Source organism: Streptacidiphilus sp. P02-A3a (assembly GCF_014084105.1).
GTDB lineage: Bacteria > Actinomycetota > Actinomycetes > Streptomycetales > Streptomycetaceae > Streptacidiphilus.
In genome coordinates this window covers 3572948-3598412 of the sequence record NZ_CP048289.1, presented here as the reverse complement: position 1 = coordinate 3598412, position 25465 = coordinate 3572948, and the positions used below count along the sequence as shown (strand labels likewise).

Here is a 25465-nt window from a genome sequence, read left to right as displayed (position 1 = left end):
AAAACTGATGACCTGTCACATCTTGCTTCAAAAAAGGTAGTTGCTCTAATAGCGGGTCAACTCGGCAACGCCGGAAAGCAGCCGGGAGGCGAGTTCCGCGCGGGCTCGGACCGGTCGACCGGCAGGTTCCGCAACACCCCGGCCCGGGTAGGCACTCATCTCGACCGGATGAAATTCGGTACCCGAGAACGCAACTCTCATCAGTTGTGTCTACCATCACGGGAACACACTCCAGTTTTCAACGAACAGGTTGGGTACCCATGGCAGAAGGATCAATCACCAAGCTCGAATCCGTGATCGAGGGCATTCGCAGCTACATCGGCGAGCAGCTGGGTGAGCTGGAAGGCGAACTCGGCGCGGCCCGGGGAGCGGTGACCGACCTCGGTGAGCAACTCACCGCCCGCAAGGCGGCGATCGAGGCGCTGGAGGCGAGCCGCAGCCTGCTGATCGCCAAGCTCGGCGAGCTCGAAGGCGCCGTGGCGGAGACCCAGGCCCTCGGCGAGGCCCGCGAATCCCGCGAGGAGGCGGGCGACGCGGTGGCCGCCGAGATCGTGGTCGCCGCCAGCGGCGACGCCGTGGTCGGCGCGCTGCCGACCGGCACGGTGGCGAAGGCCCCCGCCGTCGCGGGCAAGCTGACCGCGAGCCAGCAGGCCGTACTGGACTTCCTGGCCGGAACCGCGGGCGTCCACAAGGTCTCCGAGATCGCCACCGCCGTGCACGGCGCCGACGCGGACAACGCCGCGCTGCAGGCCGTGCGCCGGGCCCTGGCCGTGCTCACCGAGACCGACCGCGCGGCGAAGTCCACGCAGTCGGGCACCGCGTTCTACTCCGCGAACACGGAGGCGGCCGCCGCGGTCGCCGAGCCCGAGGCGGCCCCGGCAGTGGCGGCCCCGGCCGCCGAGCCCGCGGCCGAGAAGGCTCCGGCGAAGAAGGCCACCAGCAAGAAGGCCACGGCGAAGAAGACCGCGGCCAAGGAGACGACGACCAAGGAGGCGGCGGCCAAGCAGGCCACCGCCAAGAAGACCGTCGCCCGCAAGTCCGCGACCAAGCAGACGGCCAAGCCGACCGCGCGCCCCGCGCGCAAGGCCGCCGTCAACGCCTCGGCCGAGACCGCCACCGTGGCGGCGCCGGTCGAGAAGGCCGCTGGCGAGACGTCAGCACCGGCCCGTGGTCGCAAGTCCACCGCGAAGGCCCCGGCGAAGGCGCCCGCGCAGGCACCGGCCAAGGCCCCGGCGAAGCCGACGGCCAAGTCCACCGCCAAGCCGACCGTCCGCAAGGCCGCGGCGAAGAAGGCCGCCGACTCCGCCGCCCCGGCGGAGAAGAACCTGCGCGCCGACCGTACGAAGATCGTGGCCGCCCTGCTGGCCGCGTCGGAGCCGCAGTCCGCGGGCGAGGTGTCCCGGACCGTCATGGGCGCCGAGTGGAAGTCCTCGGACGCGACCAACTTCCGCAATGTGCTGAAGAGCATGGTGGCCGAGGGCGTTGTCGCCGAGCACGTGGGCGAGAACAACCGGGTGCGCTACGCGGTCGCCGCCAGCAGCTGACGGCAGCACCACCACACGGCCCGGCACGGGCCCGGTCCCGCCTCGGACAGGGGTGGGACCGGGGCACCCGCCACAGGCGGCGTACGGGGCCGTACAGGGCCGCTGCGGCTACTCCAACGAGTTGACGTCGAGGATCCGCCGCACCTCCGGCGAACAACGGACGTCGTCCTTGCCGATGCGGTGCTGCTCCCGCAACCACTCCACATCGGCGTTCGTGCGTACCTGCTCGGGCTCGCCCACCCGCTCGTCATCGGCGTCCAGCAGCTGGGCCAGCAGAATGTCGCCGGGCGAGATCCGAACGTCGAGGCTCACGCCTGTGAGTGCACTGTCCATGGCTCCAGCATCAGGGCAACCGCCCCGGACGGCATCCCGGCGCCGTGGCGTCGGCGTGACGGCCGGTCGCCCCTGTTCGGGGCAGGGGCGACCGACCCGGGCGGCGCTGCGGCCGGACACCGCCCCCTCGGAGTTGTCTGGGATCTCCGCCGACCGGTCAGTCCCGGTCCCGGTGCCAGCCGCGCTCGGCCCGGTCGGCGTGGTGGACGTCGCCGCCGGACTCGCCGGTGCGCTCGTCCGGCCAGGAGACGACCAGGGTGAAGCGGTACTCGTAGGTGGGTTCGCCGTTGGTGTCGTCCATGCCCGGGATCCGGGCCCAACCGGTCGAGTGGATCTGGACGTTGCGGGCGGGCGGGGTCCGGCTCCAGTCGGCGGCGGCCTGTAGCGCGCCGCCCTGGGTGGACGCGGCGAAGGTGACCGAGGTACGGGTGGAGATGGTGATGTCGCTGTCGTCGTCCTGGGGCATGGAGGCCACTGCCCCGGCGGCGCTGCTGAGGTCGCGGGTGAGGTCGTCGATGACGTGTTGCGGCGCGGTCAGCATGCCGGGGAGCACCAACGAGCCGCCCGGCGCGGCTGTGGCGATCTCGTTGCGGACAGCGGGTGCGCTCATGGTCTTCCTCGCCTGTGCTCGGTGGCCCCCGTCACACATGCTCCCCCGCCGGCGGCCCGCTGTCACCAGGAACCTGACAGCGAACGCTGTCAGGGAGGGAATTGGTATATGCCTTCCGCAGGTTGCCGCCGGAGCCGCCGCGGGGGCCGCGGCCCGCGGAGGACGGCGTCACTCCACCGGGGCCCAGTCGAGGGTGCGTTCGATGGCCCGCTTCCAATCCGCGTATCCGGCCTCGCGGGTGGCCTCGTCCCACTGCGGCTCCCAGCGGGCGTCCTGCTGCCAGTTGGCCCGCAGCTCCTCCACGTCGCGCCAGAAGCCGACCGCCAGTCCGGCCGCGTAGGAGGCGCCGAGCGCGGTGGTCTCGGCCACCTTGGGCCGGATCACCGGGACGCCGAGCACGTCCGCCTGGGTCTGCATGCACAGGTTGTTGGCGGTGACGCCGCCGTCGACCTTGAGCACGGCCAGCTCCACGCCGGAGTCCTTGGTCATCGCCTCGACCACGTCGCGGCTCTGGTAGCAGATCGACTCCAGGGTGGCCCGGGCGATGTGGCCGTCGTTGTGGAAGCGGGCGAGGCCGACGATGGCCCCGCGGGCGTCGGAGCGCCAGTAGGGCGCGAACAGGCCGGAGAAGGCCGGGACGAAGTACACCCCGGCCGTGTCCGCGACCCGCCTGGCCAGGGTCTCGCTCTCGGCGGCGGTGCTGATCAGGTGCAGCTGGTCGCGCAGCCACTGCACGGCCGAGCCGGTCACCGCGATCGAGCCCTCCAGCGCGTAGACCGCCTGCTGCCCGGCGAACTGGTAGCACACCGTGGTCAGCAGGCCGTGCTGCGAGCGCACCGGCTCGGTACCGGTGTTCAGCAGCATGAAGTTGCCGGTGCCGTAGGTGTTCTTGGCCTCGCCCGGGGTGAAGCAGACCTGGCCCACGGTGGCGGCCTGCTGGTCGCCCAGGATGCCGCTGATCGGGATCCCCGCCAGCGGGCTGACCTTCGGCGACTCGCCGTACCCCTCGGGGGCGTTGGAGGGCCGGATGGTCGGCAGCATGGCCCGCGGGATGTTGAAGAACGACAGCAGTTCGTCGTCCCAGTCCAGGGTCCGCAGGTCCATCAGCATGGTGCGGGAGGCGTTGGTGACGTCGGTGACGTGGATGCCGCCCTGGACGCCGCCGGTGAGGTTCCACAGCACCCAGGTGTCCACGGTGCCGAAGACGGCGTCGCCGCGCTCGGCGTCGGCGCGGACGCCGTCCACGTTCTCCAGGATCCACTGGACCTTCCCGGCCGCGAAGTAGGTGGCCGGGGGCAGCCCGGCCTTGGCCCGGATCACGTCGCCCTTGCCCTCGCGCTCCAGCGCGCTGGCGATCCGGTCGGTGCGGGTGTCCTGCCAGACGATGGCGTTGCCGTAGGGGCGGCCGGTACGGCGGTTCCACACCACCGTGGTCTCGCGCTGGTTGGTGATGCCGAGCGCGGCGATGTCGCTCGGGTGCAGCTTGGCCCGGTTCAGACAGCTGGCGATCACCGAGCGGGTGCGCTCCCAGATCTCCACCGGGTTGTGTTCGACCCAGCCCGCCCGGGGCAGGATCTGCTCGTGTTCCAGCTGTTCGCGGGCGACCTCGCTGCCGGAGTGATCGAAGATCATGAACCGGCTGCTGGTCGTGCCCTGGTCGATCGCGGCGACGAAGTCCGCCATGACGGATCCTTCCGGAGGTGATGACGATTGATCAGATCTACTGTGTGCGCGGGCTGGTGTTCCGACTGGCCGGTGCGGCTACTGATCGTCGACGACCACGCGGCCGGGCTCGGTCTCCTCGGTGGGCAGGAAGCGGGCGATCAGGAACTGGTAGATCGCGGCGCCGACCGGGCCGCCGATCAGCGGGCCGACGATCGGGACCCAGAAGTAGATGTCGCCGTACTGGTCGCGCCAGGCGTGCCGGTAGCCGGTGATGAAGCTGGCCAGACGGGGGCCGAAGTCACGGGCCGGGTTGATCGCGTAGCCCGCGTCGGCGCCCCAGGCCATGCCGATGGCGACCACCAGCAGGCCGGTGATCAGCGCGCCCAGGTTCGCCTTGGGGGCCGTGTTGCGGACGTCCGTCAGCGCCATGATGACCAGCACCAGGATGGCCGTGCCGATGATCTGGTCGCGCAGCGCGCCCCACTCGCTGACCGGGTAGACGCCGTTGCCGGGCAGGGTGGAGAAGACGGTCTGGGTCTTGATGGTGTGCCCGGGGTCGAACTTGGCCAGCAGCTCGGTGTAGTTCCAGCGGACCAGCAGCGCCGCGACGAAGGCACCGAGGGTCTGCGCCAGCGCGTAGGGGGCCACCTTCCGCCAGGAGAAGCCGCGGAAGATGGCCAGCGACAGCGTCACCGCCGGGTTGAGGTGCGCGCCGGACAGCCGGGCGGCGACGTAGACGCCGAGCATCACGCCGAAGCCCCAGGCCCAGGCGATGCTGTCGTGGTCCCCGAGGTTGGCCGCCACGACCTGGGCGACCACGCCCGCGCCGAACAGGATCAGGATCATGGTGCCGACGAACTCGCCCAGCAGTTCGCCGACGAGTTCCCGCGAGGCGTTCGGCGCGGCCGAGCGGGCGTTGAGTGTGGCCGAGGCCATGGCAGTTGGTCCCTTCTCAGGTCCGGACCTCGGAGCGGGGGCCGGTGTCGGTTCGGTCGCGGGGCGGTGGCTCAGCCGAGCGGCAGGATGTCCGGCGCCCCGAGCCGGGCCGCGTCGGCGGTCTGGTCGTCGGGCTGCTGCTGCGCGTCGCGTTCCGCCGCGACGCGCTTGCGGTAGTGCTCGACCTCGTCGTGGACCTGCTCCTCGCTCCAGCCCAGCGGACCGGCCATCAGCCGGGCCGCCCGGTCGGCGGCGGCCAGGCCCCGGTCCCAGGACTCGATCGAGGCGCGGGTCCGCCGGGTCAGCACGTCGTCCAGGTGGCGCGCGCCCTCGTGGGTCGCGGCGTAGACCGCCTCGGCCTCCAGGTAGTCGTCGGCCCCCGCCAGCGGCGCGCTGAGCCCCGGGTCCTCCCGGATCAGCGCCAGCACCTCGCCGATCAGCGAGCCGTACCGGTTCAGCAGGTGCTCGATGCGCACCACGTGCAGTCCGGACTCCGCCGCCAGGGTCTGCCTGCGGTTCCACAGCGCCCGGTAGCCGTCCGCGCCGACCAGCGGGACGTCCTCGGTGACCGAGGGCCCGGCGGCGCCGCCGTCCAGGGTGCGCACGGCCTCGTCCACGGCGTCCTTGGCCATCACCCGGTAGGTCGTGTACTTGCCCCCGGCGACCACCACCAGGCCGGGCACCGGGTGGCCGACCAGGTGCTCGCGGGAGAGCTTGCTGGTGTCGGCGGCGTCCCCGGACAGCAGCGGCCGGAGCCCGGCGTAGACGCCCTCGACGTCGTCGTGGGTGAGCGGGGTCTCCAGCACCGCGTTGACGTGCTCCAGCAGGTAGTCGATGTCCCGGGAGCTCACCGCGGGGTGCTGCTTGTCCAGGTCCCAGTCGGTGTCGGTGGTGCCGATCAGCCAGTGCCGACCCCAGGGGATGACGAACAGCACGCTCTTCTCGGTCCGCAGGATCAGCCCGGACTGGGAGTTGACCCGGTCCCGGGGGACCAGGACGTGCACCCCCTTGGAGGCCCGGACGTGGAACTGGCCGCGGGTGTCGGCCAGCCCCTGGGTGTCGTCGGTCCACACCCCGGTGGCGTTGATCACCTGCTTGGCGTGCACCTCGAACTCGCGGCCGGTCTCCAGGTCGGTCACCAGCGCGCCGGTCACCCGCTCGCCCTGCCGCAGGAAGCCGACCACCCGGGTCCGGTTCGCCACCAGCGCGCCGTAGGAGGCGGCGGTCCTGGCGATGGTCATGGTGTGCCGGGCGTCGTCCACCTGGGCGTCCCAGTACTGGACCGCGCCGACCAGCGAGTCGGCCTTGAGCGCGGGTACCTCGCGCAGCGCGTGGCGGCGGGTCAGGTGCCGGTGGTGCGGCAGGCCCCGGGCGTTGCCGGAGGTGACGCCCAGGGTGTCGTAGAGCAGGACGCCGGCGCCCACGTACGGCCGCTCCCAGAAGCGGTGCTTGAGCGGGTAGAGGAACTTCACCGGGTGCACCAGGTGCGGCGCGAGCCGCTGGATCAGCAGGCCGCGCTCCTTCAGCGCCTCCTGCACCAGCCGGAAGTCCAGCATCTCCAGGTAGCGCAGCCCTCCGTGGATCAGCTTGCTGGAGCGGCTGGAGGTGCCGCTGGCCCAGTCCCTGGCCTCGACCAGCCCGACGCTCAGGCCCCTGGTCACGGCATCCAGCGCGCAGCCGGCGCCGACCACGCCACCGCCCACCACCAGGATGTCCAGTTCCCGGCCCGAGGCCATGGCGTCCAGCGCCTGCTGGCGGGACTGCGGCGACAGGGCGACCGGCTTCATCAGCCTGCTCCTTCATGCGGTGGGCGACAGAGCGACGACGACGACGTCGGCGTTGCTGCCCATCGCAGCAAGTCCCGGCCCGGCGCGCACCCGCTGCGGCCCCGGGCACGGCCGAACGGGTGCCGCCGCGCCACCGGTCGGTCCCACCGCCGTTCCGGGGCGGCCGCACCCGTGCGACCTGCGGAAACGGATCGGCCGTCGGTTTACCCGGCCCGGACCGGGGCAGGATTGCAAAGGTATCCGTCATGCAGCCGCATGCGGACCCCGGTCGCCTGGAGCCCGCTCAGGGATACAGGAGGCCAGCCATGTCCGTTCTGGCAGCAGGAATCAACAGCACCGCCGCGGCCGTCGTCGGCGGGGCGCTGGGCGTGATCATCGTGCTCGTGCTGATCGGCGCCTTCGTCGTGGGGGCGTGGCGCAAGGAGCGGGAGCCGGCGCCGGAGTTGGAGCCGCACTCCCCCGAGCGGGAGTCGTGGGCGACCCCGCCGAGCACCCCGGGCCGCCACCCGCACGGCGACCAGGGGGCGATCGACGAGTTGCACGCCTACGAGGAGCGGGCCGCGCACGAGGCCTGGGAGACCGCCGGCCGCCGCGGGTGACCACCCGCCTTACACCCGCAGGACCTCGACGCCCTGCTCCTCGAACTGCTGGACGACCTCGTCCGGCGCGGCGGCGTCGGTGATGACCAGCTGGATCTCCCGGACGTGGCAGATCCGGGCGAAGGCGCTGCGGTCCAGCTTGGAGCTGTCGGCGAGCACCACCACCTTCCGGGCCCGGCTGGCCATCAGCCGGTTGGTGCTGGCCTCGACCTCGTGGTGGGCGGTGGCGCCGAGGGTGTGGTGCAGGGCGTCCACGCCGAGGAACATCACGTCCAGGGTGACCTCTTCGAGGATGTGCCCGGCCAGCGGGCCGATCAGCTCGTAGGACTTCTCCCGGGCGACGCCGCCGGTCACCACCACCCGGATCCGGGGCCGCACGGTGAGTTCCGAGGCGATGTTGAGCGCGTTGGTGACGACGGTCGCGGTCCAGCCCTCGCCCCGGCCCCCCTCGGCCTGGCCGCCGCCCTCGCCGCCCACGTCGCCGCGCAGGGCGATCGCCCGGGCCGCCTCGGTGGTGGTGGTCCCGCCGTTGAGGCCGACCACCATGCCGGAGCGCACCAACCGCGCCGCCGCCTGGCCGATCCGGCTCTTCTCCTCCGCGTGCCGGGCGGTCTTGTAGCGCAGCGGCAGGTCGTAGCTGACGTTCCCGGCCACCGCGCCGCCGTGGGTGCGCACCAGCAGCTGCTGCTGGGCCAGTTGGTCCATGTCCCGGCGGATCGTCGCGGTCGACACGCCCAGCAGCTCCGCGGCGTCCTCCACGGCGAGGCTCTCCCGCTCGGTGAGGAGTTCGAGCAGCATCGTGAGGCGCTCGTGGCGATTCACCGATTCCCACCTCCCAGACGGGTCACCGGCGCCCTGGTGCGCACTCAGGGGTGCCCTGCGTGAGCGCAGCATAGCTGCGAGCGAGCCGCCGAGTCTCATGCGTACCAGGAACACCCGGGCACCCCGGGAGGTCGGCCCCGCTGCTGATCGGGCCCGCGAACGCCCGGGCCGGGCCGCCAGGTCACCCGTTCTACCTCGCCCACAGGCGTGATCCGGGCACCGTGGGTAGCGTCCGAACCATGGTCCCCACGCGCCGCCCGTCCCGATGACCGGTACCACCCCGCCGCCGCCCGCCCCCGCGCCCGCCCCCGCGCCGGACCGCGGGCAACTGCCGCCGCTGCTCCGGCTGGCCGAGGCGACGCTGGTCAGCGTCGCCCAGGTCGACCTCCAGGGCAACATCTGGACCGGTGCGCTGATCCTCGCCGGGATCTTCGCCAAGGGCTGGACCGCCGGTGTCTTCGCGCTGCTGGGCACGGTCTCGGCGATCCTCTGCGCGCGCCTGCTCGGCGCCGACCAGGAGAGCATCACCGAGGGGCTCCAGGGCTTCAGCGGCTGCCTGACCGGTATCGCCCTGGTCCTGACGCTCGGCAACCACCCCTGGACCTGGGTGCTGACCGTGTTCGCGGGCGCCGCCTGCTGCCTGGTCACCGCCGCCCTGGCCACCCTCCTCGGCGGCTGGGGGATCACCGGGCTGACGGCCCCCTTCTGCCTGGTCTCCGGCGCGGTCCTGCTCGCGGCCCCGGCGTTCACCCGGCTCACCCGCCAGGCCCCGGCGGCGGCGCTGCCGACCGCCGCCCACGGCCCGACCGCGCTGTCCTGGCACGACCTGTGGCACGGCTTCTTCACCAACATCGCCGAGGTCTTCCTGCTGGACACCTGGTACTCGGGCGTACTGATGCTGGCCGGGCTGTTCCTGGCCGGGTTGCGGGTGGGCCTGTTCACCGCGGTCGGCAGCCTGGTCGGCCTGCTCACCGCCTGGGCGCTGGGGGCGCCCGCCACCCTGGTCTCGGGCGGCATCTACGGCTACAACGCGGTCCTGGTCGGCATCGCGCTGGGGGTCGTCTTCCTCGCGCCGGGCCCGGCCGAGACCGCCTACACGCTGTTCGGCTGCGTGGTCAGCTGCGTGCTGACGGCCGCGTCGAGCGGCTGGGTGGCCCCCTTCGGCGGCCACACCTTCACCTGGCCCTTCATCCTCACCACCTGGCTGCTGCTGCTCGCGGTGCCCGCCTTCAAGCAGCTCCGACGCCGCTGAACACCCGCTGAACACCCGCACCCCGCCGCACCGAAGGAAGGCCCCCGATGAACCTGACCCCGCGCGAGCTGGACAAACTGATCGTCTACGTGGTCGCGGACCTCGCCCGCAAGCGCCGCGGCCGCGGCCTGCTGCTGAACTACAGCGAGGCGGTCGCGCTGATCAGCGAGGCGATCCTGGAGGGCGCCCGGGACGGCCGCACCGTCGCCGAGTGCATGGAGCTGGGGCGCGACGTGGTCGGCGCGGACCAGGTGATGAAGGGCGTCCGCGAGATGCTGCCGCTGCTCCAGATCGAGGCGGGATTCGTGGACGGCACCAAGCTGGTCTCCTGCCACGACCCGATCGGCGCATGAACGCGGTCCCGCCCGGGCCCTTCCGGCTGATCGCGGTCGGCGGCCACGAGAGCGCCTTCGGCCGCCTGCTGCCCCACCCGCCGACGCACGACACCGCACCGGTCCCCGCGGGACGCGAACTGGCGGCGGCGGTACGGCAGTCGCTGGCGACCGGCGTACCGCCGGTGCTGGTCGTCCCGATGACCCTGGGTCGCGATCCGGAGCTGGCGGCCGAGGCGGCCCGGGCGCTGCGCCCGATCGCGGCGGAGCAGCCCGGACGGGTGGCGCTGGCCGAGCCCTTCGGCAGCACCGAGCACCTGGTCGGCTGGCTGCGCGCGGCAGCGGGCCGGGGCGCCGCCGCCGACCGCGCGCTGCTGCTGACCGCCCCGGCCGCCGATCCGCAGGCCGACGCCGAGCTGTACCGGGTGGCCCGGCTGGTCCGGCAGTTCGGTCGGCACCGACTGGTGGAGGTCGCCTTCACCGACGGCGACCCGTCGCCCGCCGAGGGGGTCGACCGCTGCCACCGGCTGGGCGCGGCCGAGGTGCTGCTGCTGCCGGCGGGCTTCGGCCCGGCCGAGCCGCCGCCGGGTTCCGGCGCGACCGGCAGCGGCCCGCTGCTCGGCCCGGCGGCGGTACGCGCGGTGCTCGCGGCGCGGAGCGAGGACGCCCGGGTCCGGCTGCGCCACGGCGACGACGGCATCGCGGCCGCGCTGGCGGCGGCGCACGGCCACAGCCACGACCACCCGCACGACCACGACCACGACCCGCCGGAGGCCCGGCAGCCGCGACAGCACGGACACCCGCACGACCGGGCCCCCGCCCACACCCACTGACCCGAGCAGCGAAGAAACGAGGCCACCATGGTCGGCCAGCCCGCCTACCTCTACGGCGACGACCCGGTCGAGCTCAACGCCGGACGCCGCACCCGGACGCTGAACGTCGCCAACACCGGCGACCGGGCGATCCAGGTCGGATCGCACTACCACTTCTTCGAGGCCAACTCCGCCCTGATGTTCGACCGGGACGCGGCCCTCGGCATGCACCTGGACATCCCGGCCGGGACCGCCGTCCGGTTCGAGCCGGGCGACGACCGCGACGTCGACCTCTGCGCCTTCGGCGGGAGCGGCCTGCTGGTCGGCTTCAGCGGGCTGCTGAACGGCGGCGTCGCCTCGCACCCGGCCCGGGTCGAGGCGGTGCGCCGGGCCATGGAACGCGGATTCCGGGGCGCCACCGAGGAGGCCGAGGACAATGCCCGGTCGGCCGCGGCCGGAACGCCGGAGCCGGGCCCGAAGGACAAGCCGACGGCCACCCCCAAGGCCACGCCCAAGACCGTGGCCAAGACCGTGGCCGAGACCGCCGCGAAACCCGCGCCGAAGGGCAAGGGCAAGGCCAAGACCAGCAGCAAGGAGCAGCGCTGATGTCCGTCATCCCCCGCAAGCAGTACACCGACCTGTACGGCCCGACCGTCGGTGACCGCTTCTACCTGGCCGACACCAACCTGCTGGTCGAGGTGGAGCAGGACCACAGCGCGGGCTACTACGGCGACGAGGCGGTGTACGGCGGCGGCAAGACCGTCCGCGACGGGATGGCCCAGGACCCGCAGGCCACCGCCGCGCAGGGGGCGCTGGACCTGGTGATCACCAACGTGGTGGTGCTCGACCCGATCCTGGGCGTGGTCAAGGGCGACCTCGGGATCAAGAACGGCTTCATCGTCGGCCTGGGCAAGTCCGGCAACCCGCACACCCAGGACGGCGTGCATCCGAAGCTGGTGCTCGGCCCGGGGACCGAGGTGATCGCCGGTGAGCACCTGATCGCCACCGCCGGGGGCATCGACTCCCATGTGCACTTCATCTCCCCGCAGCAGGGCGTGACCGCGCTCAGCAACGGGATCACCACGCTGATCGGCGGCGGCACCGGCCCCACCGACGGCACCAACGGCACCACCTGCACCCCGGGGCCGTTCCAGCTGGGCCGGATGCTCCAGGCCTGCGAGGGCATGCCGGTCAACGTCGGCCTGTACGGCAAGGGCAACGGCAGCCTGCCGGGGGCGCTGGAGGAGCAGGTCAAGGCGGGCGCCTGCGGGCTGAAGGTGCACGAGGACTGGGGCGCGACCCCGGCCGTGATCGACAACTCGCTGGCGGTGGCGGACGAGTACGACATCCAGATCGCGATCCACACCGACACCCTGAACGAGGGCGGGTTCTTCGAGGACACCCGCTCCGCGATCGGCGGCCGGACCATCCACACGTACCACTCCGAGGGCGCGGGCGGCGGTCACGCGCCGGACATCCTGCGGGTGACCGGCGAGCCCAACGTGCTGCCGTCGTCGACCAACCCGACGCTGCCGTACACGGTGAACTCGGTGGACGAGCTGCTGGACATGGTGATGGTCTGCCACCACCTGAGCCACGACATCCCGGAGGACGTCTCCTTCGCCGACAGCCGGGTCCGCGCGGAGACCATCGCCGCCGAGACGGTGCTGCACGACCTCGGGGTGATCAGCATCGTCTCCTCCGACTCGCAGGCGATGGGCCGGGTCGGCGAGTCGTTCACCCGGACCTTCCAGATCGCGCACCACTGCAAGGACCAGCGCGGCAAGCTGGACGGCGACAGCCAGCGCAACGACAACCAGCGGGTGCTGCGCTACCTCGCCAAGATCACCATCAACCCGGCGATCGCCACCGGCACCTCCGACTACATCGGCTCGCTGGAGCCCGGCAAGCTCGCCGACATCGTGCTCTGGCCGATCCAGTCCTTCGCCGCCAAGCCGAAGATGGTGCTCAAGGGCGGGATCATCAGCTGGGCCCAGATGGGCGACCCGAACGCGTCGCTGCCGACCCCGCAACCGGTGTACTACCGGCCGATGTTCGGCCAGTACGGCCGGGCGCTGCAGACCACCTCGCTGACCTTCATGTCGCAGGCGGCGGTGGACCTGGGCGTGGCGGCGGAGCTCGGGCTGAGCCGGACGGCGGTCCCGGTCCGGCGCTGCCGCACGATCGGCAAGCACAACATGGTCCGCAACGACGCGCTGCCCCGGGTCGAGGTGAACCCGGAGACGTACCAGGTCAAGCTGGACGGCGAGGTGGTGAGCATCGCCCCGGCCCAGGAGCTGCCGCTCAACCAGCTCTTCTTCCTCGCGTGACCCCGCTGCTGCCGCCCCGGCCGCTGGACCCGCTGCTGGTCAGCCTCCAGCTGACCGACTCGGCGTTCCCCAGCGGCCTGTACACCCTGTCGCAGGGCCTGGAGGGCTTCGCCCAGGAGGGCGCGGTGACCGCCGAGGGCCTCGGCGAGCTGCTGGCCGACCTGCTGCGGCACGGCGTCGGCCCGTCCGACTCGACCGCGCTGGCGCTGGCCCACGAGGCGGCGGGGCGGGCCGACTGGGACGCCGTGACCGAGGTGGACCTGCGGCTGCGGGCGGCCAAGCTGTCCCGGGAGAGCCGCGCCTCGGCGGTCCGCACCGGACGCCAGGTGCTGGACCTGGCCGGCGAGGTGTTCCCCAGCGAGACGGTCCGGGCGTACGCCGCCGCGGTGGCCCGGGGCGACGCGCCGGGCAACCTGGCGGTGGTCTCCGGGGTGGTCCAGGCGGGCCTGGGGGTACCCCGGCGGCAGGCCGTCGCGGCCGACCTGTTCGCCTGCTGCGCGGCCTTCGCCGGGGCGGCGCTGCGGCTCGGGCTGACCGACCACCGCCGGGCGCAGGTGCTGCTGCGGCACGCCGCGCCGGTGCTGGAGTCGGTCACCGACGAGGCGCTGCGCCGCGAACTCCCGGACCTGGGCGGCTGCGTGCTCACCGCCGACGCCCTGGCCGGACGCCATGAGCGGGCCGAGGCCCGGCTGTTCGCCAACTGACCTGCACCGCGAGAGAGAGGGCAGCACTGTGCACGAGAACGACAACGTACTGCGGGTGGGGGTGGCCGGTCCGGTCGGCTCCGGCAAGACCGCGCTGATCGAGGTGCTGGTCCCGATGCTGGTCCGGGCCGGGCGCAGCCCCGCCGTGGTGACCAACGACATCTACACGCAGGAGGACGCGATCCACGTCCGGCGCACCCTGGCCGGGGTGCTCGACCCGGAGCGGGTGGTCGGCGTGGAGACCGGCGCCTGCCCGCACACGGCGGTCCGGGACGACCCGACGATGAACCTGGCCGCGGGCGCGGAGCTGCTGGAGCGCTTCCCGGACGTGGACACGCTGTTCTTCGAGAGCGGCGGCGACAACCTGACGCTGACCTTCAGCCCGGCCCTGGTGGACATGTTCATGTTCGTGCTGGACACGGCCGAGGGCGAGAAGATGCCGCGCAAGCGCGGTCCCGGGATCACCACCTCGCACCTGCTGGTGATCAACAAGGTGGATCTCGCCCCGTACGTGCGGACCGACCTGTCGGTGATGGAGGGCGACGCCCACCGGGTCAGGAACGGGCTGCCGGTGGTCCTCACCGACTGCCTGACCGGCCAGGGCGTGGACGACGTGCTGGCCTTCATCGAGTCCCGGCGCACGGCGCTGGTGGCCTAGCGGATGGCGCTCAGGACGATGTCACCGCCGCAGGAGGCCGGACCGGCCCCGGTCCGGCTGCTGCCCCGGCTCTCCGCCGCGCACTACACCCCGGACCGGATCCCGCCGGAGGTGCTGCGCTACGCGGCGGAGCCGGCGACGCTGGCGGCGGGCTCCCCGGGCAAGGTCGGCCTGCTGGAGCTCGGCTTCGAGGTGCGCGGCGGCCGGACCGAGCTGGTCCGGCGGTACCAGAAGTCGCCGCTGCAGATCATGCGCCCGCTCTACGTCGACCCGCTCCGGCCGCAGACCGCCTTCACCTACCTGATGTCGGTCGGCGGCGGGATCGTCCAGGCCGACCGCTACCGGATCGACGTGGGCTGCGGCCCGGGCACCGAGGTGCACCTGACCACCCAGGCCGCGACCAAGGTCTACGGCATGGAGCGGGGCTTCGCGACCCAGCTGGTGAACCTGGACGCGGGTCCGGGAGCGTACCTGGAGTACCTGCCGGACCCGCTGATCCCGTTCCGGCACGCCCGGCTGTACCAGCGCACCGTGGTCACCGCCGACCCGGACGCCACCGTGGTCCTCGGCGAGACCGTCGCCGCCGGACGGATCGCCCGGGGCGAGCTGCACGCCTACGACGCGCTGGCGCTGGACCTGGAACTGCGGCGCCCGGACGGGCGGTTGCTGGCCGTGGACAACCAGCGGCTGTGCCCGGGCGCCGGTCCCGGCGGGCCGCTGGGCAGCCGCGGCAGCGGCGGCGTGCTCGGCCCCGCGGTGCTGTCCGGGCACCGGTACGCCTCCTCGCTGTACGTGCTGACCGGTCGCCGCCCGGCGCCGGAGATCGCCGACGCGCTGCACGACGCGCTCAGCGGCACCGGGCTGCTGCACGGGGCCAGCGTGCTGCCGCAGGACTGCGGCGCCTGGCTGCGGGTGCTCGCGGACGACTCGCCCCGGCTGACCGCCGCCCTGCACGCGGCCTGGGACGCCGTCCGCCGCCTGCTCACCGGCTCCCCCGCGCCCGACCTGCGCAAGTCCTGACCCGCCCGGCCCCGCCAGCACTGGAGTGACGAACATGCCACCGAACTACGACTCGGGCGACACCGCGTGGCTTCTCGCCAGTACCGCGATGGTGCTGCTGATGACCCCCGGCCTGGCCTTCTTCTACGGCGGCATGGTGCGCACCAAGCACGTGCTGGTGATGCTGAAGATGAGCTTCTCCTGCCTGGCGCTGGTGAGCGTGGTCTGGTTCGCGATCGGGTACAGCCTGGCCTTCTCCGGCGACGTCGGCGGGGCCGGGGTGATCGGCGACCTGAACCGGTCCTTCCTGCGCGGGGTCGGGCCGGCCACGCTCAACGGGCACATCCCGACGTACGTCTTCGCGACCTTCCAGATGGCCTTCGCGATCATCACGGTCGCGCTGATCAGCGGTTCCATCGCGGGCCGGGCCAAGATGACCGGCTGGCTGGTGTTCACCGTGCTGTGGACGCTGATCGTCTACGTGCCGCTGGCGCACTGGGTGTTCGACCAGCAGGGCTGGGTGGTGCGGCACCTGGGCGCGCTGGACTTCGCCGGGGGCCTGCCGGTCGAGCTGAACTCCGGCGCCTCCGGTCTGGCGGTGGCCATGGTGCTGCGCGGACGCGCGGACTTCCGCCGGCTGGAGCTGCGGCCCAACAACGTGCCGCTGGTGGCGCTCGGCCTGGGGCTGCTCTGGTTCGGCTGGTTCGGCTTCAACTCCGGCTCGGCGCTGCGGACCCAGGGCGCCGCCGCGACCGCGCTGCTGAACACCCAGCTGGGCGCGGCCGGGGCGATGATCACCTGGCCGCTGGTGGAGAAGTGGCAGCACGGCAAGATCACCATGACCGGGGTCTGCTCGGCGGCGGTGGCGGGGATGGTCGCGATCACCCCCGCCTGCGGCGAGATCTCACCGGTCGGCGCGCTGATCACCGGCCTGGTGGCGGGGCTGGTCTGCGCGTACGCGATCACCCTCAAGTACCGCGTCGGCGTGGACGACACGCTCGACGTGGTGGGCGTGCACGGCTGGGGCGGGGTGACCGGCCTGGTGATGGTCGGGCTGCTGGCCACCGCCCAGGTCAGCGGCCACAAGGGGCTGTTCTACGGCGGCGGCTTCGGCCTGCTCGGCAAGCAGGTGCTGGCGATCCTGGCCTGCGGCGCCTTCTCGTTCGCGCTGACCTGGGTGATCGCCAAGGCGATCGAGTCCACCATCGGCTTCCGCTCCCCGGACTCCTACCCCAAGGTGCCCGGCGAGGACGAGGAGGTGGCCTACGACTTCCGCACCGTGCGCCAGGTCGGCGCGCTGACCCGGTCCGACCCCACCGGCTCGGACCGGGAGCTGCTGGACGCGATCCGCACCCTGGTCCGGGAACGGGAGGCGGAACGCTGACCGCTGCGGCCGAGCGGCGGGGCGGACCCCCCGGGACTAGCGTGGAGGGATGAGAAGCCACGCACCAGTCCCGGTACCGCCGGGAGTTGAGGCCGTGCACAAGGCCTACCTGGAAGAACTCGGTCCGAAGGAGCGCGCGGCACTGCTGTCCTGGACCGGGTTCACCACGACCTTCGCGGCCGTCCGCGGGATCACCTACAGCATCCGCGACAACAAGGGCCCGTTCCGCAACCTCAGCGTCGGCGGCGCCCACCTGCACCACTACATGTGGGGCATCGCGCTGCTCAGCGGTGTCGGCGCGGTCGCCGTGCACGGCCAGGAGACGCACCGCCGCCACCCGGCGGTCGCGCTCAGCTACGGCGTGGCGCTGGCGCTGATCGTGGACGAGTTCGCGCTGCTGCTCGACCTGGAGGACGTCTACTGGGCCAAGCAGGGGCGGGTCTCGGTCGACCTGGGCGTCGGCCTGGTCGCCGTCGGCGGCACCGTCTTCGCCGCGCTGCCGATGCTCCAGCGGCTGCTCCGCCGCCCGGCGGCGCACTGATCGGTCGGCCCGCGTTCGGGCCCGGTCGCGGACCGGGCCCGCGCGGTCACGGTCTCATGGCCATACGGCGGGCCCCCCGTCACACCACTCCACGATCGTCGGGTCCAGTTCCACCCACTCGGTCAGACCCGCCATCTTCAGGAGTTGCTCGACGTCCGCGTACGACTCGGCGATCGCGATCACGTTCCTGCCGATCTGCACGCGGCGGCCGGTACCGTCGGGGCCGCTCTCCACGCCCCAGACGATCACCAGAGGTTCGAGGGTGTCGTCGTTCATGGACCCAGCTTCGCCGGATCCGCCGCGGCTCGCACGCCCGGCGCACCCGCCCGCTGCCGCGAACCGGCCGCCGCCGGGCCCGCCCCGGACCGCCCCCGGGCGTCAGTTGCGGGGGTTCAGCCGCCGGGTCGGCTCGGCGCCGGACGGGTCCTCCGGCCAGGGGTGGCGCGGGTAGCGCCCGCGCAGGTCGGCCCGGACCGCGCGGTAGCCCTCGCGCCAGAACGAGGCCAGGTCGGCGGTGACGGCGGCCGGGCGGCCCGCCGGGGACAGCAGGTGCACCGTCAGCGGGACCTTCCCCCCGGCCAGCGCCGGGGCCGCCGCCCAGCCGAACAGCTCCTGCAACTTGGCCGCCAGCACCGGGCGCTCGCCCGAGTAGTCCACCCGGATCCGCGACCCGGACGGGACGGTGATCCGCTCCGGGGCCAGCTCGTCCAGGCGCCCCGCGCTGCCGTCGGCCCAGGGCAGCAGCCGGGACAGCGCCGCCGCCGTGTCCAGCCGTTCCAGGTCGGCCCGGCGGCGGGCCCGGGAGAGTTCCGGCTCCAGCCAGCTGTCGGCCGCCGCCAGCAGCGCCCCGTCGGTCACCTCCGGCCAGGGCGCGCCGAGCCAGCGGTACAGGAAGTCCAGCCGCTCGCGCAGCCCGGCGGCCCGCGCCGACCAGGTCAGCAGACCGCTCACGCCCTCCCGGCGCAGCCCCTCGACCAGGGCGGCCCGCAGCAGCGCCGGGTCCGGGTCGGCCAGTGGCCTGGCGCTCAGCTCGACCGCGCCCAGCGCCTCGACCCGGCGGGCCGCCACCTCGCCCCGGCGTCCACCGACCGGCACCGCCCAGCGGACCTCCTCCCGGCTGGTCAGCAGCTGCGCCGCGGCCCGGCGGGCGTCCCGCTCGTCCAGGACCGCGGCCGAGCGCACCCGGGCCGAGGGCGAGCCCGCCGGGCGGTCGGCGATCGCGACCGCCAGCCACGGCGCGCCCGCCAGGCCCGAACCGGCGCCGGTGGCCGCCTCGGTGCCGGAGGCCATCACGAAGGCCCCGCGCCCGCCCTGGCCCTGGCTCCGGCCCTCGTCCCGGCCCTCGCTCCGATTGCGGGCGACCCGCTCCGGGAAGGCCAGGGCGACCACCAGACCGGCGGCGGCCCGATCGTCCAGCCCCGGCTCGCCGCCGCCCGCGTCGGCGCCGCCCGCGTGCTGCCGCAGCCGCCGGACCTCGTCGCGCCAGCGCCCGGCGTACGGGTCGCGGTCGCCGCGGACCGTACGCCAGACCGCGGCCAGGTCGTCGCCCAGCGCCCGGGGCGGCTCCTCCGACAGCAGCGCGACCAGTTCGGCCGCGCGCCGGGCGCCCACCAGCGGCGCGCCGTCCAGCAGCGCCCGAGCCAGCCGGGGGTGCAGCGCGGTCCGGGCGAACCGGTGGCCGCGCGGGGTCGCCCGCCCGTCCGCGTCGACCGCGCCCAGTTGTGCCAGCGTGGCCCGGGCGGCGGCCATCGCGCCGGACGGCGGCGGGTCCGGCAGGGCCAGGCCACGGGCGTCCGGCTCGCCTCAGCAGGCGGCCTGCAGGGCGAAGGAGGTGAGGTCGGCCAGGGCGATCTCCGGCGTCGGCAGCCGCTGCGCGCGGGCGTCCTCGGCCTCGTCCCAGCAGCGGTAGACGGCGCCCGGGGCCTCGCGCCCGGCGCGGCCCGCGCGCTGGCGGCCGGTGGCCAGCGACGCGCGGACGGTGACCAGGCTGGAGAGCCCGCGCGCGTGGTCGGTGCGCGGCTCGCGGGCGAGCCCGCAGTCGACCACGGTGCGCACCCCGGGCACGGTCAGCGAGGACTCGGCGACCGAGGTCGCCAGCACCACCCGGCGCCGCTCCCCCGGCGCCAGCGCCGCGTCCTGCACCCGCTGCGGGGCCCGGCCGTGCAGTTGCAGCACCTCGCCGACGCCGTCCAGCAACCCGGCGACCCGGCCGATCTCGCCCGCGCCGGGCAGGAAGCACAGCACGTCGCCGTCCCGCTCGGCCAGCGCCCGGCGGACGGTCGCGGCGACGTGGTCCAGCAGCGCCGGGTCGGTACGGGTGCCCTGCGCCGGGCGGACCGGGCGCGGCGGCGGCGCCCAGACCGTCTCCACCGGATGGGCGGTGCCCTGCGCGGCCACCACCGGCGCCGGACCCTCCGGGCCGCCGAGCAGGGCGGCCCAGGCCTCGGTGTCGGAGGTGGCCGAGGCGCAGACCAGGCCGAGCTCCGGGCGGAGCGCGGCGCGGACGTCGAGCAGGAAGGCGAACGCGGTGTCGGCGTCCAGGTGCCGCTCGTGGCACTCGTCGATCATGACCAGGTCCACCCCGGGCAACTCCGGCTCGCGTTGCAGCCGTTGCAGCAGGACGCCGGTGGTGACCACCTCGACCACGGTGCGCGGACCGACCCGGCGCTCGCCGCGCATGGTGTGCCCGACCAGTCCCGGGCCCTGCTCCGGGGCCTCGCCCAGCAGCCAGGACATCCGCCGGGCGGCGGCGCGCACGGCGAGCCGGCGCGGCTCGGCCAGCAGTACCCGCCGGGGCGGTCCGGGTTCCTCGTCCAGCAGCCCGGCCAGGGCCAGCGGCACCAGCGTGGTCTTGCCGGTGCCCGGCGGCGCGGCGAGCACCGCCGCGCCGCGCGCGGCCAGGGCGTGCTGCAACTCGGGCAGGACAGCGCGGACGGGAAGCCGGTACCAGGCGGGATTCACCCGCCCAGTCTGGCCGACGCCGGCCCACCGGCGCGGCCCGGGGCCGGGCCCCGGGGACGACCGTGACCTGGGCCGCGCCCCTTGACAGGGGGTGGCGATGCTGGATTACTTGACCTCGCCGACCAACGACCGAATGTTCGGTCGGTCATGGGCCGGTCAAAGGAGGCGGTGGTGGAGGAGTGACACGGGTCGAACCGGTGGACGCCGGACCGGCGCGGACGATGTTCGCCGCCGACCGGGCGTCGCGGGGCCTGGGCATGGAGCTGCTGGAGGCCGGAACCGGCCGCGCGGTGCTGCGGATGACCGTGACCGGTGCCATGGTGAACGGGCACGGGACCGCGCACGGCGGCTTCCTCTTCCTGCTCGCCGACTCCGCCTTCGCCTGCGCCTGCAACAGCCACGGCCCGGTGACCGTGGCGGCCGGCGCCGACATCGACTTCGTCGCCCCCGCCCACGAGGGCGACGTGCTCACCGCCACCGCCGAGGAGCGCGTCAGCTTCGGCCGCAGCGGGATCTACGACGTGAGCGTGCGCCGCGGCGACCAGGTCATCGCCGAGTTCCGGGGCCGCAGCCGGGTGCTTCGCCCCGGGGCCGGTTCGCCGGACGGCACCAAGGACACAGCACAGACGGAGGCAAGGCGATGAGCAGCGACCCGACTCCCCCGGCGGCCACCAGGCCGGGGCTGGGCGACCCACTCCCCGAGGGCCTGCTGGACGCCGGGGAGCGGCTGACCGGCGCGGAGTTGCGGGAGCTCCAGCTCACCCGGCTGCGGCAGACGCTGCGGCACGCCTACGACAACGTCGAGCTGTACCGGCGCAAGTTCGACGCGGCCGGGGTCCGCCCGGAGGACTGCCGCACCCTGGCCGACCTGGCCCGCTTCCCGTTCACCAGCAAGGCCGACCTGCGCGACACCTACCCCTTCGGCATGTTCGCCGTCCCGATGGCCGAGGTCCGCCGGATCCACGCCTCCAGCGGTACCACCGGCCGTCCCACGGTCGTCGGCTACACCGAGCGCGACCTGTCGATGTGGGCGGACATGGTGGCCCGCTCGATCCGCGCGGCGGGCGGGCGGCCCGGCCACAAGGTGCACATCTCGTACGGCTACGGCCTGTTCACCGGCGGCCTGGGGGCGCACTACGGCGCGGAGCGCGCCGGGTGCACGGTGATCCCGGCCTCGGGCGGCATGACCGCCCGCCAGGTGCAGATCATCCAGGACTTCCAGCCCGAGATCATCATGGTCACCCCCTCCTACATGCTCACCCTGCTGGACGAGTTCGAGCGGCAGGGGATCGACCCGCGCGGCACCTCGCTGCGGATCGGCATCTTCGGCGCGGAACCGTGGACCGAGGCGATGCGCGGCGAGATCGAGCAGCGGCTGGACATCCACGCGGTGGACATCTACGGCCTGTCGGAGGTGATCGGCCCGGGCGTGGCCAGTGAGTGCGTGGAGACCAAGGACGGCCTGCACATCTGGGAGGACAACTTCTTCCCGGAGGTCGTGGACCCGCTCACGGACGAGGTCGTGCCCGAGGGCGGGAGCGGTGAACTGGTCTTCACCTCGCTCACCAAGGAGGCCCTGCCGATCATCCGCTACCGCACCCGCGACCTGACCCGGCTGCTGCCGGGGACCGCCCGCCCGGCCTTCCGTCGGATGGAGAAGGTCACCGGCCGCTCCGACGACATGATCATCCTGCGCGGGGTGAACGTCTTCCCGAGCCAGATCGAGGAGATCGTGCTGCGTACCCCGCACGTGGCCCCGCACTTCCAGCTGCGGCTGACCCGGCGCGGCCGGATGGACGAGCTGACCGTCCGCGCCGAGGCCCGCCCCGGCACCGGCCCGGACCAGCGCGCGGCGGCCGCGGCGGCCATCGCGACCGGGGTCAAGGACGGCGTCGGCGTGACCGTCCAGGTGGAGATCGTCGAACCGGAGACCCTGGCCCGCTCCATCGGCAAGATCACCCGCCTGGTCGACGACCGCGGCTAGCCGGCCACCGCGGCCGACCGCCCCGCCCCAGCCCCGGATCACCGCCAGCGGCTGTCCGTGGGTCCCGGCGTCGGCGGCGACCGGGAGTCCCCGCCCGCCGGGCCCGAGTTGATCACGCCCGCAGGATAGCGGCGGCGGTCGGTCCGGGTTCAGGGCGCGGTCTCGGCCGCCACGATCCGCTCCAGGGTGCGCCTGCCGATCCGGCTCATCACCGGATTGGTTTCGACGTAGTACCAGACCAGCCCCATCGACTGTTCGAAGGCCCAGGCCCGGCCGCGCTCCCATTCGACGTCGCCGCAGCCCAGGGCCTCACGGAAGGCCTGCCGGGGCCCCGCTTCGAACAGGTGCCAGGCGCCGATCAGGTCCAGCGCGGGGTCGGCCGGGGCCAGGCCGCCGACGTCGAGGACACCGGCCAGGCTGCCGTCGGCGACCAGCAGGTTGCCGGGCATCAGGTCGCCGTGGGTCATCAGCTCGCCGCCGGGGTTGTCCGGCAGGCTCCGCAGGTCCGCCCACAACCGGCGCAACCGCGGCACGTCCAGCAGCTGCTCGCTCTGCCGGAGGCAGCGTTCCACCCACGCGTCGTGGGAGGCCAGGTCGCCGCCACGGCCCTTGCCGGAGAAGGTCCGGCCCCGGGTGTCGATCGCCCGGACGTCGCGGACGAACCCGGCCAGGTCACGCGCGAACGCGGCCGACTCCCCCGGGTCCCGGCCGGTGGCCACGGCCCCGGGCAGCCAGGTCTGCACCGACCACGGGGACGGGTAGCCCGCGCCCGGCCCGCCGATCGCCACCGGCTCCGGCGTGGGCACGTCCGTCCCGGCAGCCAGCTCCCGCGCCGCCTGCGCCTCGGCCTCCAGCGACGCGACGTCGCAGGCCGCCAGCGGGAACCGGGCGGCGAGGTGGTCGCCGATGCGGAAGATCGCGTTGACCGTTCCGTGCGTGGCCTGCGCCCTGACCGGCAGCCCCCGCCACTGCGGGAACTGCTCGTCCACCAACGCCCGCGCCATGTCGAGCGACACGTCCAACTGACCAGCGTGCATCCGCATCCCGCGAGGGTCGCCCACCCGGGCCCGCCCCGCAACCGAGTTACCGGTGGCGGTCAGCCCTCCTGGGCCGCGTCGCGCCCGTAGAGGTCACCGGCGGCGAGGGCGTGCGCGCCGTCGCAGTCGGCCTGCTCGGCCAGCGACGCGGGCCAGACCTGGATCAGCGAGCTGGTCGACGACCGGCCGAGCCACAGGTAGTCGCACACCCCGTCGACCCGCACCGCGGCGCCGAGGACCCCGCTGCGGGTGGCCGTGGACAGCGGCAGCCGTGCCACCGCCGCCCGCTCCGCCGCCGGGAAGGCCCGCGCCAGCAGCGCCCGGGCACCGGCCGTCGTCACCGGGAAGGCGTCCGGGGAGGACGGCTCCTGGTCCGGCTCCGCCCGCCGCGCGTACAGCTGACGGGCACGGGACCGGACAGCGGCGTCCGGGCAGGGGGTGCCCTGCCGCCGGGGCGCCCCGCTGATGGTGAAGCGGTAGTCGTAGCAGGCCGGCGACGCGGCGCCGGTGCCCGGGTCCAGGCCGAACATCACCTGGGCGCTGTTCCACGGGTCGGCGGCGGTGGCCGGGGTGAGCGAGAGCAGCACGCCGCCGTGCTCCTCCGCCTGCTGGACCACGGTGCCCTCGGTGAAGAAGCCGCCGTAGGTGTCGCCCGGGGCGTAGAAGCCGCTGTTGAGGTCACCGGCGAGGTCGGACTCCAGGGCGTCGGCGGCCGGGTTCGCCGACGACGGGGCCGACGGCGCGGGCGGGGCGGCGACCGTCCCCGCACCGATCGAGACGCTGCCCTGCCCGGCCCGGCCGAACTGCCGGTGGAAGGCGAACCAGTACCCGGCCCCCATCACCGCCACTCCCAGCGCCCCGACCACCACGAGCAGACCGATCCTTGTCCGCGCTGTCACGTCACTCCCCGTTCCTCCGAGCACGGTTGATCCTCGCAGCGGCCCGGGAAGCCGGGCGGCGAAACGGCCGGACTATGGTCCAGGTCACGACCCGGGGGCACGGACGAAGATCGACAGTGACCGGCGCGGGCCGGGTCGCTCACGGTGTGTCGACCGTGTGGCGCAGCTCACCCGCCTCGGCCTGTGGTCCAGACCACTAATCGAGCCCGAGGGCGGTTGGTTCCGGCCCGAAAACCGCCCCCAGGACCGCCCAACCATGATCGATACCGGCGGTAACGTGGCCCTGAGCTGGGACTTCCCCGGAACGCTTGGACCGGGACCGGAGGTTGCCTACCTTCGAAGAAGTGCACCGAGCACCCCGGGCCCAACCCGCCCCACACGTTCTCGTCTTGTCCACGGGAACGCGAAGCGCAGCGGGAGCCACGACGGCACGGACGACGCCCCCACCGGCGTGAACCGGCCGACCCGATGGACCACCAGCGGACCACCACGCGCGCTCCCGCGCGCCCACCGCCACCGTCCGGGACTGACGAGAGGAACACATGATCTTCCGCCGCGAGAACGACGCCGCCCGCACCACCACCGCCACCGAGGGCACCCGCAAGCACACCCGCCTGCGCACCGCCCTGGTCGCCGGTGCGGTCATCGCCGCCCCCGTGGCCGGCCTCGCCGCCGCCACCACCGCCTCCGCCGCCACCCCCTCCACCTGGAACGCCGTCGCCCAGTGCGAGAGCAGCGGCAACTGGGCCGCCAACACCGGCAACGGCTTCTACGGCGGCCTCCAGTTCACCCCCTCCACCTGGGCCGCCTACGGCGGCACCGCCTACGCCGCCAGCGCCGACCAGGCCACCGCCGCCCAGCAGATCACCGTCGCCGAAAACGTCCTCGCCGCCCAAGGCCCCGGCGCCTGGCCCGTCTGCGGCCCCCAGGCCGGCCTCACCAGCAACGACACCACCGACACCACCACCGCCGCGACCACCACCACCGCCGTGACCCCCACCACCACGGCCACCAGCACCCCCACCACCCCCAGCACCACCCCGGCCAGCACCACCCCGGCCCAGACCACCAGCACCAGCACCAGCAGCTACACGGTCAAGCCCGGCGACACCCTCGGCGGCATCGCCAACGCCAACGGCACCACCTGGCAGAAGCTCTACGCCGCCAACACCACCACCATCGGCAACAACCCCGACGTGATCACCCCCGGCGAAACCCTCACCCTCGGCTGACCACACCCCAGCACCACCCCCAGCACCACCACGGCGCGGCACCC

General features: G+C 73.7%; 24 protein-coding genes and 1 pseudogene. 15 read left to right on the top strand and 10 right to left on the bottom strand.

Annotated elements, in window-relative coordinates; translation table 11 throughout:
* Positions 1–260: 260 nt before the first annotated feature.
* Positions 261–1544: a hypothetical protein gene (locus GXP74_RS16330; protein ID WP_182452202.1), complete on the top strand. Its 1284-nt coding sequence runs from the start codon at positions 261–263 to the stop codon at positions 1542–1544.
* Positions 1545–1652: 108 nt separating this feature from the next.
* Here GXP74_RS16330 and GXP74_RS16325 read toward each other — a convergent pair whose 3' ends face one another.
* The 5 genes from GXP74_RS16325 to GXP74_RS16305 all read right to left on the bottom strand — a co-directional run bounded on the left by GXP74_RS16325 (position 1653) and on the right by GXP74_RS16305 (position 6875).
* On the bottom strand, positions 1653–1856 hold the full coding sequence (locus tag GXP74_RS16325) for a hypothetical protein (RefSeq protein ID WP_225447980.1): 204 nt from the start codon (positions 1854–1856) through the stop codon (positions 1653–1655).
* A 178-nt stretch (positions 1857–2034) separates the two neighbouring features.
* Entirely contained in the window at positions 2035–2487 is a 453-nt protein-coding gene (locus tag GXP74_RS16320; RefSeq protein WP_182452200.1) for a hypothetical protein, read from the bottom strand.
* A 168-nt stretch (positions 2488–2655) separates the two neighbouring features.
* The gene (glpK, locus tag GXP74_RS16315; protein ID WP_182452199.1) at positions 2656–4170 is read right to left on the bottom strand and encodes a glycerol kinase GlpK; all 1515 of its coding nucleotides are present in this window, start codon (positions 4168–4170) and stop codon (positions 2656–2658) included.
* 78 nt (positions 4171–4248) lie between these two features.
* Entirely contained in the window at positions 4249–5088 is an 840-nt protein-coding gene (locus tag GXP74_RS16310) for an MIP/aquaporin family protein (RefSeq protein WP_182452198.1), read from the bottom strand.
* 71 nt (positions 5089–5159) lie between these two features.
* Positions 5160–6875: a glycerol-3-phosphate dehydrogenase/oxidase gene (locus GXP74_RS16305; RefSeq protein ID WP_182452197.1), complete on the bottom strand. Its 1716-nt coding sequence runs from the start codon at positions 6873–6875 to the stop codon at positions 5160–5162.
* A gap of 305 nt (positions 6876–7180) precedes the next feature.
* Between GXP74_RS16305 and GXP74_RS16300 the strand changes: the two genes are divergently transcribed.
* Complete coding sequence (locus GXP74_RS16300) at positions 7181–7474, top strand: DUF6479 family protein (RefSeq protein ID WP_182452196.1); 294 nt, start codon at positions 7181–7183, stop codon at positions 7472–7474.
* A 9-nt stretch (positions 7475–7483) separates the two neighbouring features.
* On the opposite strand, the gene GXP74_RS16295 is transcribed toward GXP74_RS16300, so the two are convergent.
* Positions 7484–8296, bottom strand: a complete 813-nt coding sequence (locus GXP74_RS16295; RefSeq protein WP_182452195.1) for a DeoR/GlpR family DNA-binding transcription regulator — start codon at positions 8294–8296, stop codon at positions 7484–7486.
* Positions 8297–8561: 265 nt separating this feature from the next.
* On the opposite strand from GXP74_RS16295, the gene GXP74_RS16290 reads away from it, so the two are divergent.
* From GXP74_RS16290 to GXP74_RS16245, 10 genes are read left to right on the top strand one after another with little or no spacing between them, the layout of a single operon-like run.
* Positions 8562–9548, top strand: a complete 987-nt coding sequence (locus GXP74_RS16290) for an urea transporter (protein WP_182452194.1) — start codon at positions 8562–8564, stop codon at positions 9546–9548.
* 47 nt (positions 9549–9595) lie between these two features.
* Positions 9596–9901: an urease subunit gamma gene (locus tag GXP74_RS16285; protein WP_182452193.1), complete on the top strand. Its 306-nt coding sequence runs from the start codon at positions 9596–9598 to the stop codon at positions 9899–9901.
* Complete coding sequence (locus GXP74_RS16280; protein ID WP_182452192.1) at positions 9898–10713, top strand: cobalamin biosynthesis protein CbiX; 816 nt, start codon at positions 9898–9900, stop codon at positions 10711–10713. Before GXP74_RS16285 ends, GXP74_RS16280 begins: the two co-directional genes overlap by 4 nt.
* A 27-nt stretch (positions 10714–10740) precedes the next feature.
* Positions 10741–11298 carry an urease subunit beta gene (locus tag GXP74_RS16275; protein WP_182452191.1) on the top strand — a complete coding sequence of 186 codons (558 nt, stop codon included), beginning with the start codon at positions 10741–10743 and terminating at the stop codon, positions 11296–11298.
* Positions 11298–13022 carry an urease subunit alpha gene (ureC, locus tag GXP74_RS16270; protein ID WP_182452190.1) on the top strand — a complete coding sequence of 575 codons (1725 nt, stop codon included), beginning with the start codon at positions 11298–11300 and terminating at the stop codon, positions 13020–13022. Before GXP74_RS16275 ends, ureC begins: the two co-directional genes overlap by 1 nt.
* Positions 13019–13726 (top strand): urease accessory protein UreF, encoded by a 708-nt coding sequence (locus tag GXP74_RS16265; RefSeq protein WP_225447979.1) that lies wholly within the window; start codon positions 13019–13021, stop codon positions 13724–13726. Before ureC ends, GXP74_RS16265 begins: the two co-directional genes overlap by 4 nt.
* The gene (gene ureG / locus GXP74_RS16260; protein WP_182452189.1) at positions 13692–14384 is read left to right on the top strand and encodes an urease accessory protein UreG; all 693 of its coding nucleotides are present in this window, start codon (positions 13692–13694) and stop codon (positions 14382–14384) included. Before GXP74_RS16265 ends, ureG begins: the two co-directional genes overlap by 35 nt.
* Before the next feature lie 18 nt (positions 14385–14402).
* On the top strand, positions 14403–15404 hold the full coding sequence (locus GXP74_RS16255) for an urease accessory protein UreD (RefSeq protein ID WP_182452188.1): 1002 nt from the start codon (positions 14403–14405) through the stop codon (positions 15402–15404).
* Between the two features lie 34 nt (positions 15405–15438).
* Positions 15439–16767, top strand: a complete 1329-nt coding sequence (locus tag GXP74_RS16250; RefSeq protein WP_182452187.1) for an ammonium transporter — start codon at positions 15439–15441, stop codon at positions 16765–16767.
* Positions 16768–16816: 49 nt separating this feature from the next.
* Positions 16817–17308: a hypothetical protein gene (locus GXP74_RS16245; RefSeq protein ID WP_182452186.1), complete on the top strand. Its 492-nt coding sequence runs from the start codon at positions 16817–16819 to the stop codon at positions 17306–17308.
* Positions 17309–17362: 54 nt separating this feature from the next.
* Here GXP74_RS16245 and GXP74_RS16240 read toward each other — a convergent pair whose 3' ends face one another.
* Positions 17363–17584, bottom strand: coding sequence for a hypothetical protein (locus tag GXP74_RS16240; RefSeq protein WP_182452185.1), 222 nt, complete (start codon positions 17582–17584; stop codon positions 17363–17365).
* A 102-nt stretch (positions 17585–17686) separates the two neighbouring features.
* Positions 17687–20269, bottom strand: a pseudogene (gene hrpB, locus GXP74_RS16235) (ATP-dependent helicase HrpB).
* A 221-nt stretch (positions 20270–20490) separates the two neighbouring features.
* Here hrpB and paaI point away from each other — a divergent pair.
* Positions 20491–20913 carry a hydroxyphenylacetyl-CoA thioesterase PaaI gene (gene paaI / locus GXP74_RS16230; protein WP_182456488.1) on the top strand — a complete coding sequence of 141 codons (423 nt, stop codon included), beginning with the start codon at positions 20491–20493 and terminating at the stop codon, positions 20911–20913.
* On the top strand, positions 20910–22253 hold the full coding sequence (gene paaK, locus GXP74_RS16225) for a phenylacetate--CoA ligase PaaK (protein ID WP_182452184.1): 1344 nt from the start codon (positions 20910–20912) through the stop codon (positions 22251–22253). Before paaI ends, paaK begins: the two co-directional genes overlap by 4 nt.
* Positions 22254–22402: 149 nt before the next feature.
* On the opposite strand, the gene GXP74_RS16220 is transcribed toward paaK, so the two are convergent.
* Positions 22403–23296 (bottom strand): aminoglycoside phosphotransferase family protein, encoded by an 894-nt coding sequence (locus tag GXP74_RS16220; RefSeq protein WP_225447977.1) that lies wholly within the window; start codon positions 23294–23296, stop codon positions 22403–22405.
* A gap of 53 nt (positions 23297–23349) precedes the next feature.
* Positions 23350–24189, bottom strand: coding sequence for a hypothetical protein (locus GXP74_RS16215; RefSeq protein WP_182452183.1), 840 nt, complete (start codon positions 24187–24189; stop codon positions 23350–23352).
* A 542-nt stretch (positions 24190–24731) separates the two neighbouring features.
* Here GXP74_RS16215 and GXP74_RS16210 point away from each other — a divergent pair.
* A complete protein-coding gene (locus tag GXP74_RS16210) occupies positions 24732–25421 on the top strand; it encodes a transglycosylase family protein (RefSeq protein ID WP_182452182.1) in 690 nt (229 codons plus the stop codon).
* Positions 25422–25465: the final 44 nt, after the last annotated feature.

What these genes read in the sequence shown, in the direction of transcription:
- GXP74_RS16330 (WP_182452202.1), top strand. Translation starts at nt 261, where the DNA reads ATGGCAGAAGGATCAATCACCAAGCTCGAATCCGTGATCGAGGGCATT.
- GXP74_RS16320 (WP_182452200.1), bottom strand. Translation starts at nt 2,487, where the DNA reads ATGAGCGCACCCGCTGTCCGCAACGAGATCGCCACAGCCGCGCCGGGC.
- glpK (WP_182452199.1), bottom strand. Translation starts at nt 4,170, where the DNA reads ATGGCGGACTTCGTCGCCGCGATCGACCAGGGCACGACCAGCAGCCGG.
- GXP74_RS16310 (WP_182452198.1), bottom strand. Translation starts at nt 5,088, where the DNA reads ATGGCCTCGGCCACACTCAACGCCCGCTCGGCCGCGCCGAACGCCTCG.
- GXP74_RS16305 (WP_182452197.1), bottom strand. Translation starts at nt 6,875, where the DNA reads ATGAAGCCGGTCGCCCTGTCGCCGCAGTCCCGCCAGCAGGCGCTGGAC.
- GXP74_RS16300 (WP_182452196.1), top strand. Translation starts at nt 7,181, where the DNA reads ATGTCCGTTCTGGCAGCAGGAATCAACAGCACCGCCGCGGCCGTCGTC.
- GXP74_RS16290 (WP_182452194.1), top strand. Translation starts at nt 8,562, where the DNA reads ATGACCGGTACCACCCCGCCGCCGCCCGCCCCCGCGCCCGCCCCCGCG.
- GXP74_RS16285 (WP_182452193.1), top strand. Translation starts at nt 9,596, where the DNA reads ATGAACCTGACCCCGCGCGAGCTGGACAAACTGATCGTCTACGTGGTC.
- GXP74_RS16280 (WP_182452192.1), top strand. Translation starts at nt 9,898, where the DNA reads ATGAACGCGGTCCCGCCCGGGCCCTTCCGGCTGATCGCGGTCGGCGGC.
- GXP74_RS16275 (WP_182452191.1), top strand. Translation starts at nt 10,741, where the DNA reads ATGGTCGGCCAGCCCGCCTACCTCTACGGCGACGACCCGGTCGAGCTC.
- ureC (WP_182452190.1), top strand. Translation starts at nt 11,298, where the DNA reads ATGTCCGTCATCCCCCGCAAGCAGTACACCGACCTGTACGGCCCGACC.
- ureG (WP_182452189.1), top strand. Translation starts at nt 13,692, where the DNA reads ATGAGCGGGCCGAGGCCCGGCTGTTCGCCAACTGACCTGCACCGCGAG.
- GXP74_RS16255 (WP_182452188.1), top strand. Translation starts at nt 14,403, where the DNA reads ATGTCACCGCCGCAGGAGGCCGGACCGGCCCCGGTCCGGCTGCTGCCC.
- GXP74_RS16250 (WP_182452187.1), top strand. Translation starts at nt 15,439, where the DNA reads ATGCCACCGAACTACGACTCGGGCGACACCGCGTGGCTTCTCGCCAGT.
- GXP74_RS16245 (WP_182452186.1), top strand. Translation starts at nt 16,817, where the DNA reads ATGAGAAGCCACGCACCAGTCCCGGTACCGCCGGGAGTTGAGGCCGTG.
- GXP74_RS16240 (WP_182452185.1), bottom strand. Translation starts at nt 17,584, where the DNA reads ATGAACGACGACACCCTCGAACCTCTGGTGATCGTCTGGGGCGTGGAG.
- paaI (WP_182456488.1), top strand. Translation starts at nt 20,491, where the DNA reads ATGTTCGCCGCCGACCGGGCGTCGCGGGGCCTGGGCATGGAGCTGCTG.
- paaK (WP_182452184.1), top strand. Translation starts at nt 20,910, where the DNA reads ATGAGCAGCGACCCGACTCCCCCGGCGGCCACCAGGCCGGGGCTGGGC.
- GXP74_RS16220 (WP_225447977.1), bottom strand. Translation starts at nt 23,296, where the DNA reads ATGCGGATGCACGCTGGTCAGTTGGACGTGTCGCTCGACATGGCGCGG.
- GXP74_RS16210 (WP_182452182.1), top strand. Translation starts at nt 24,732, where the DNA reads ATGATCTTCCGCCGCGAGAACGACGCCGCCCGCACCACCACCGCCACC.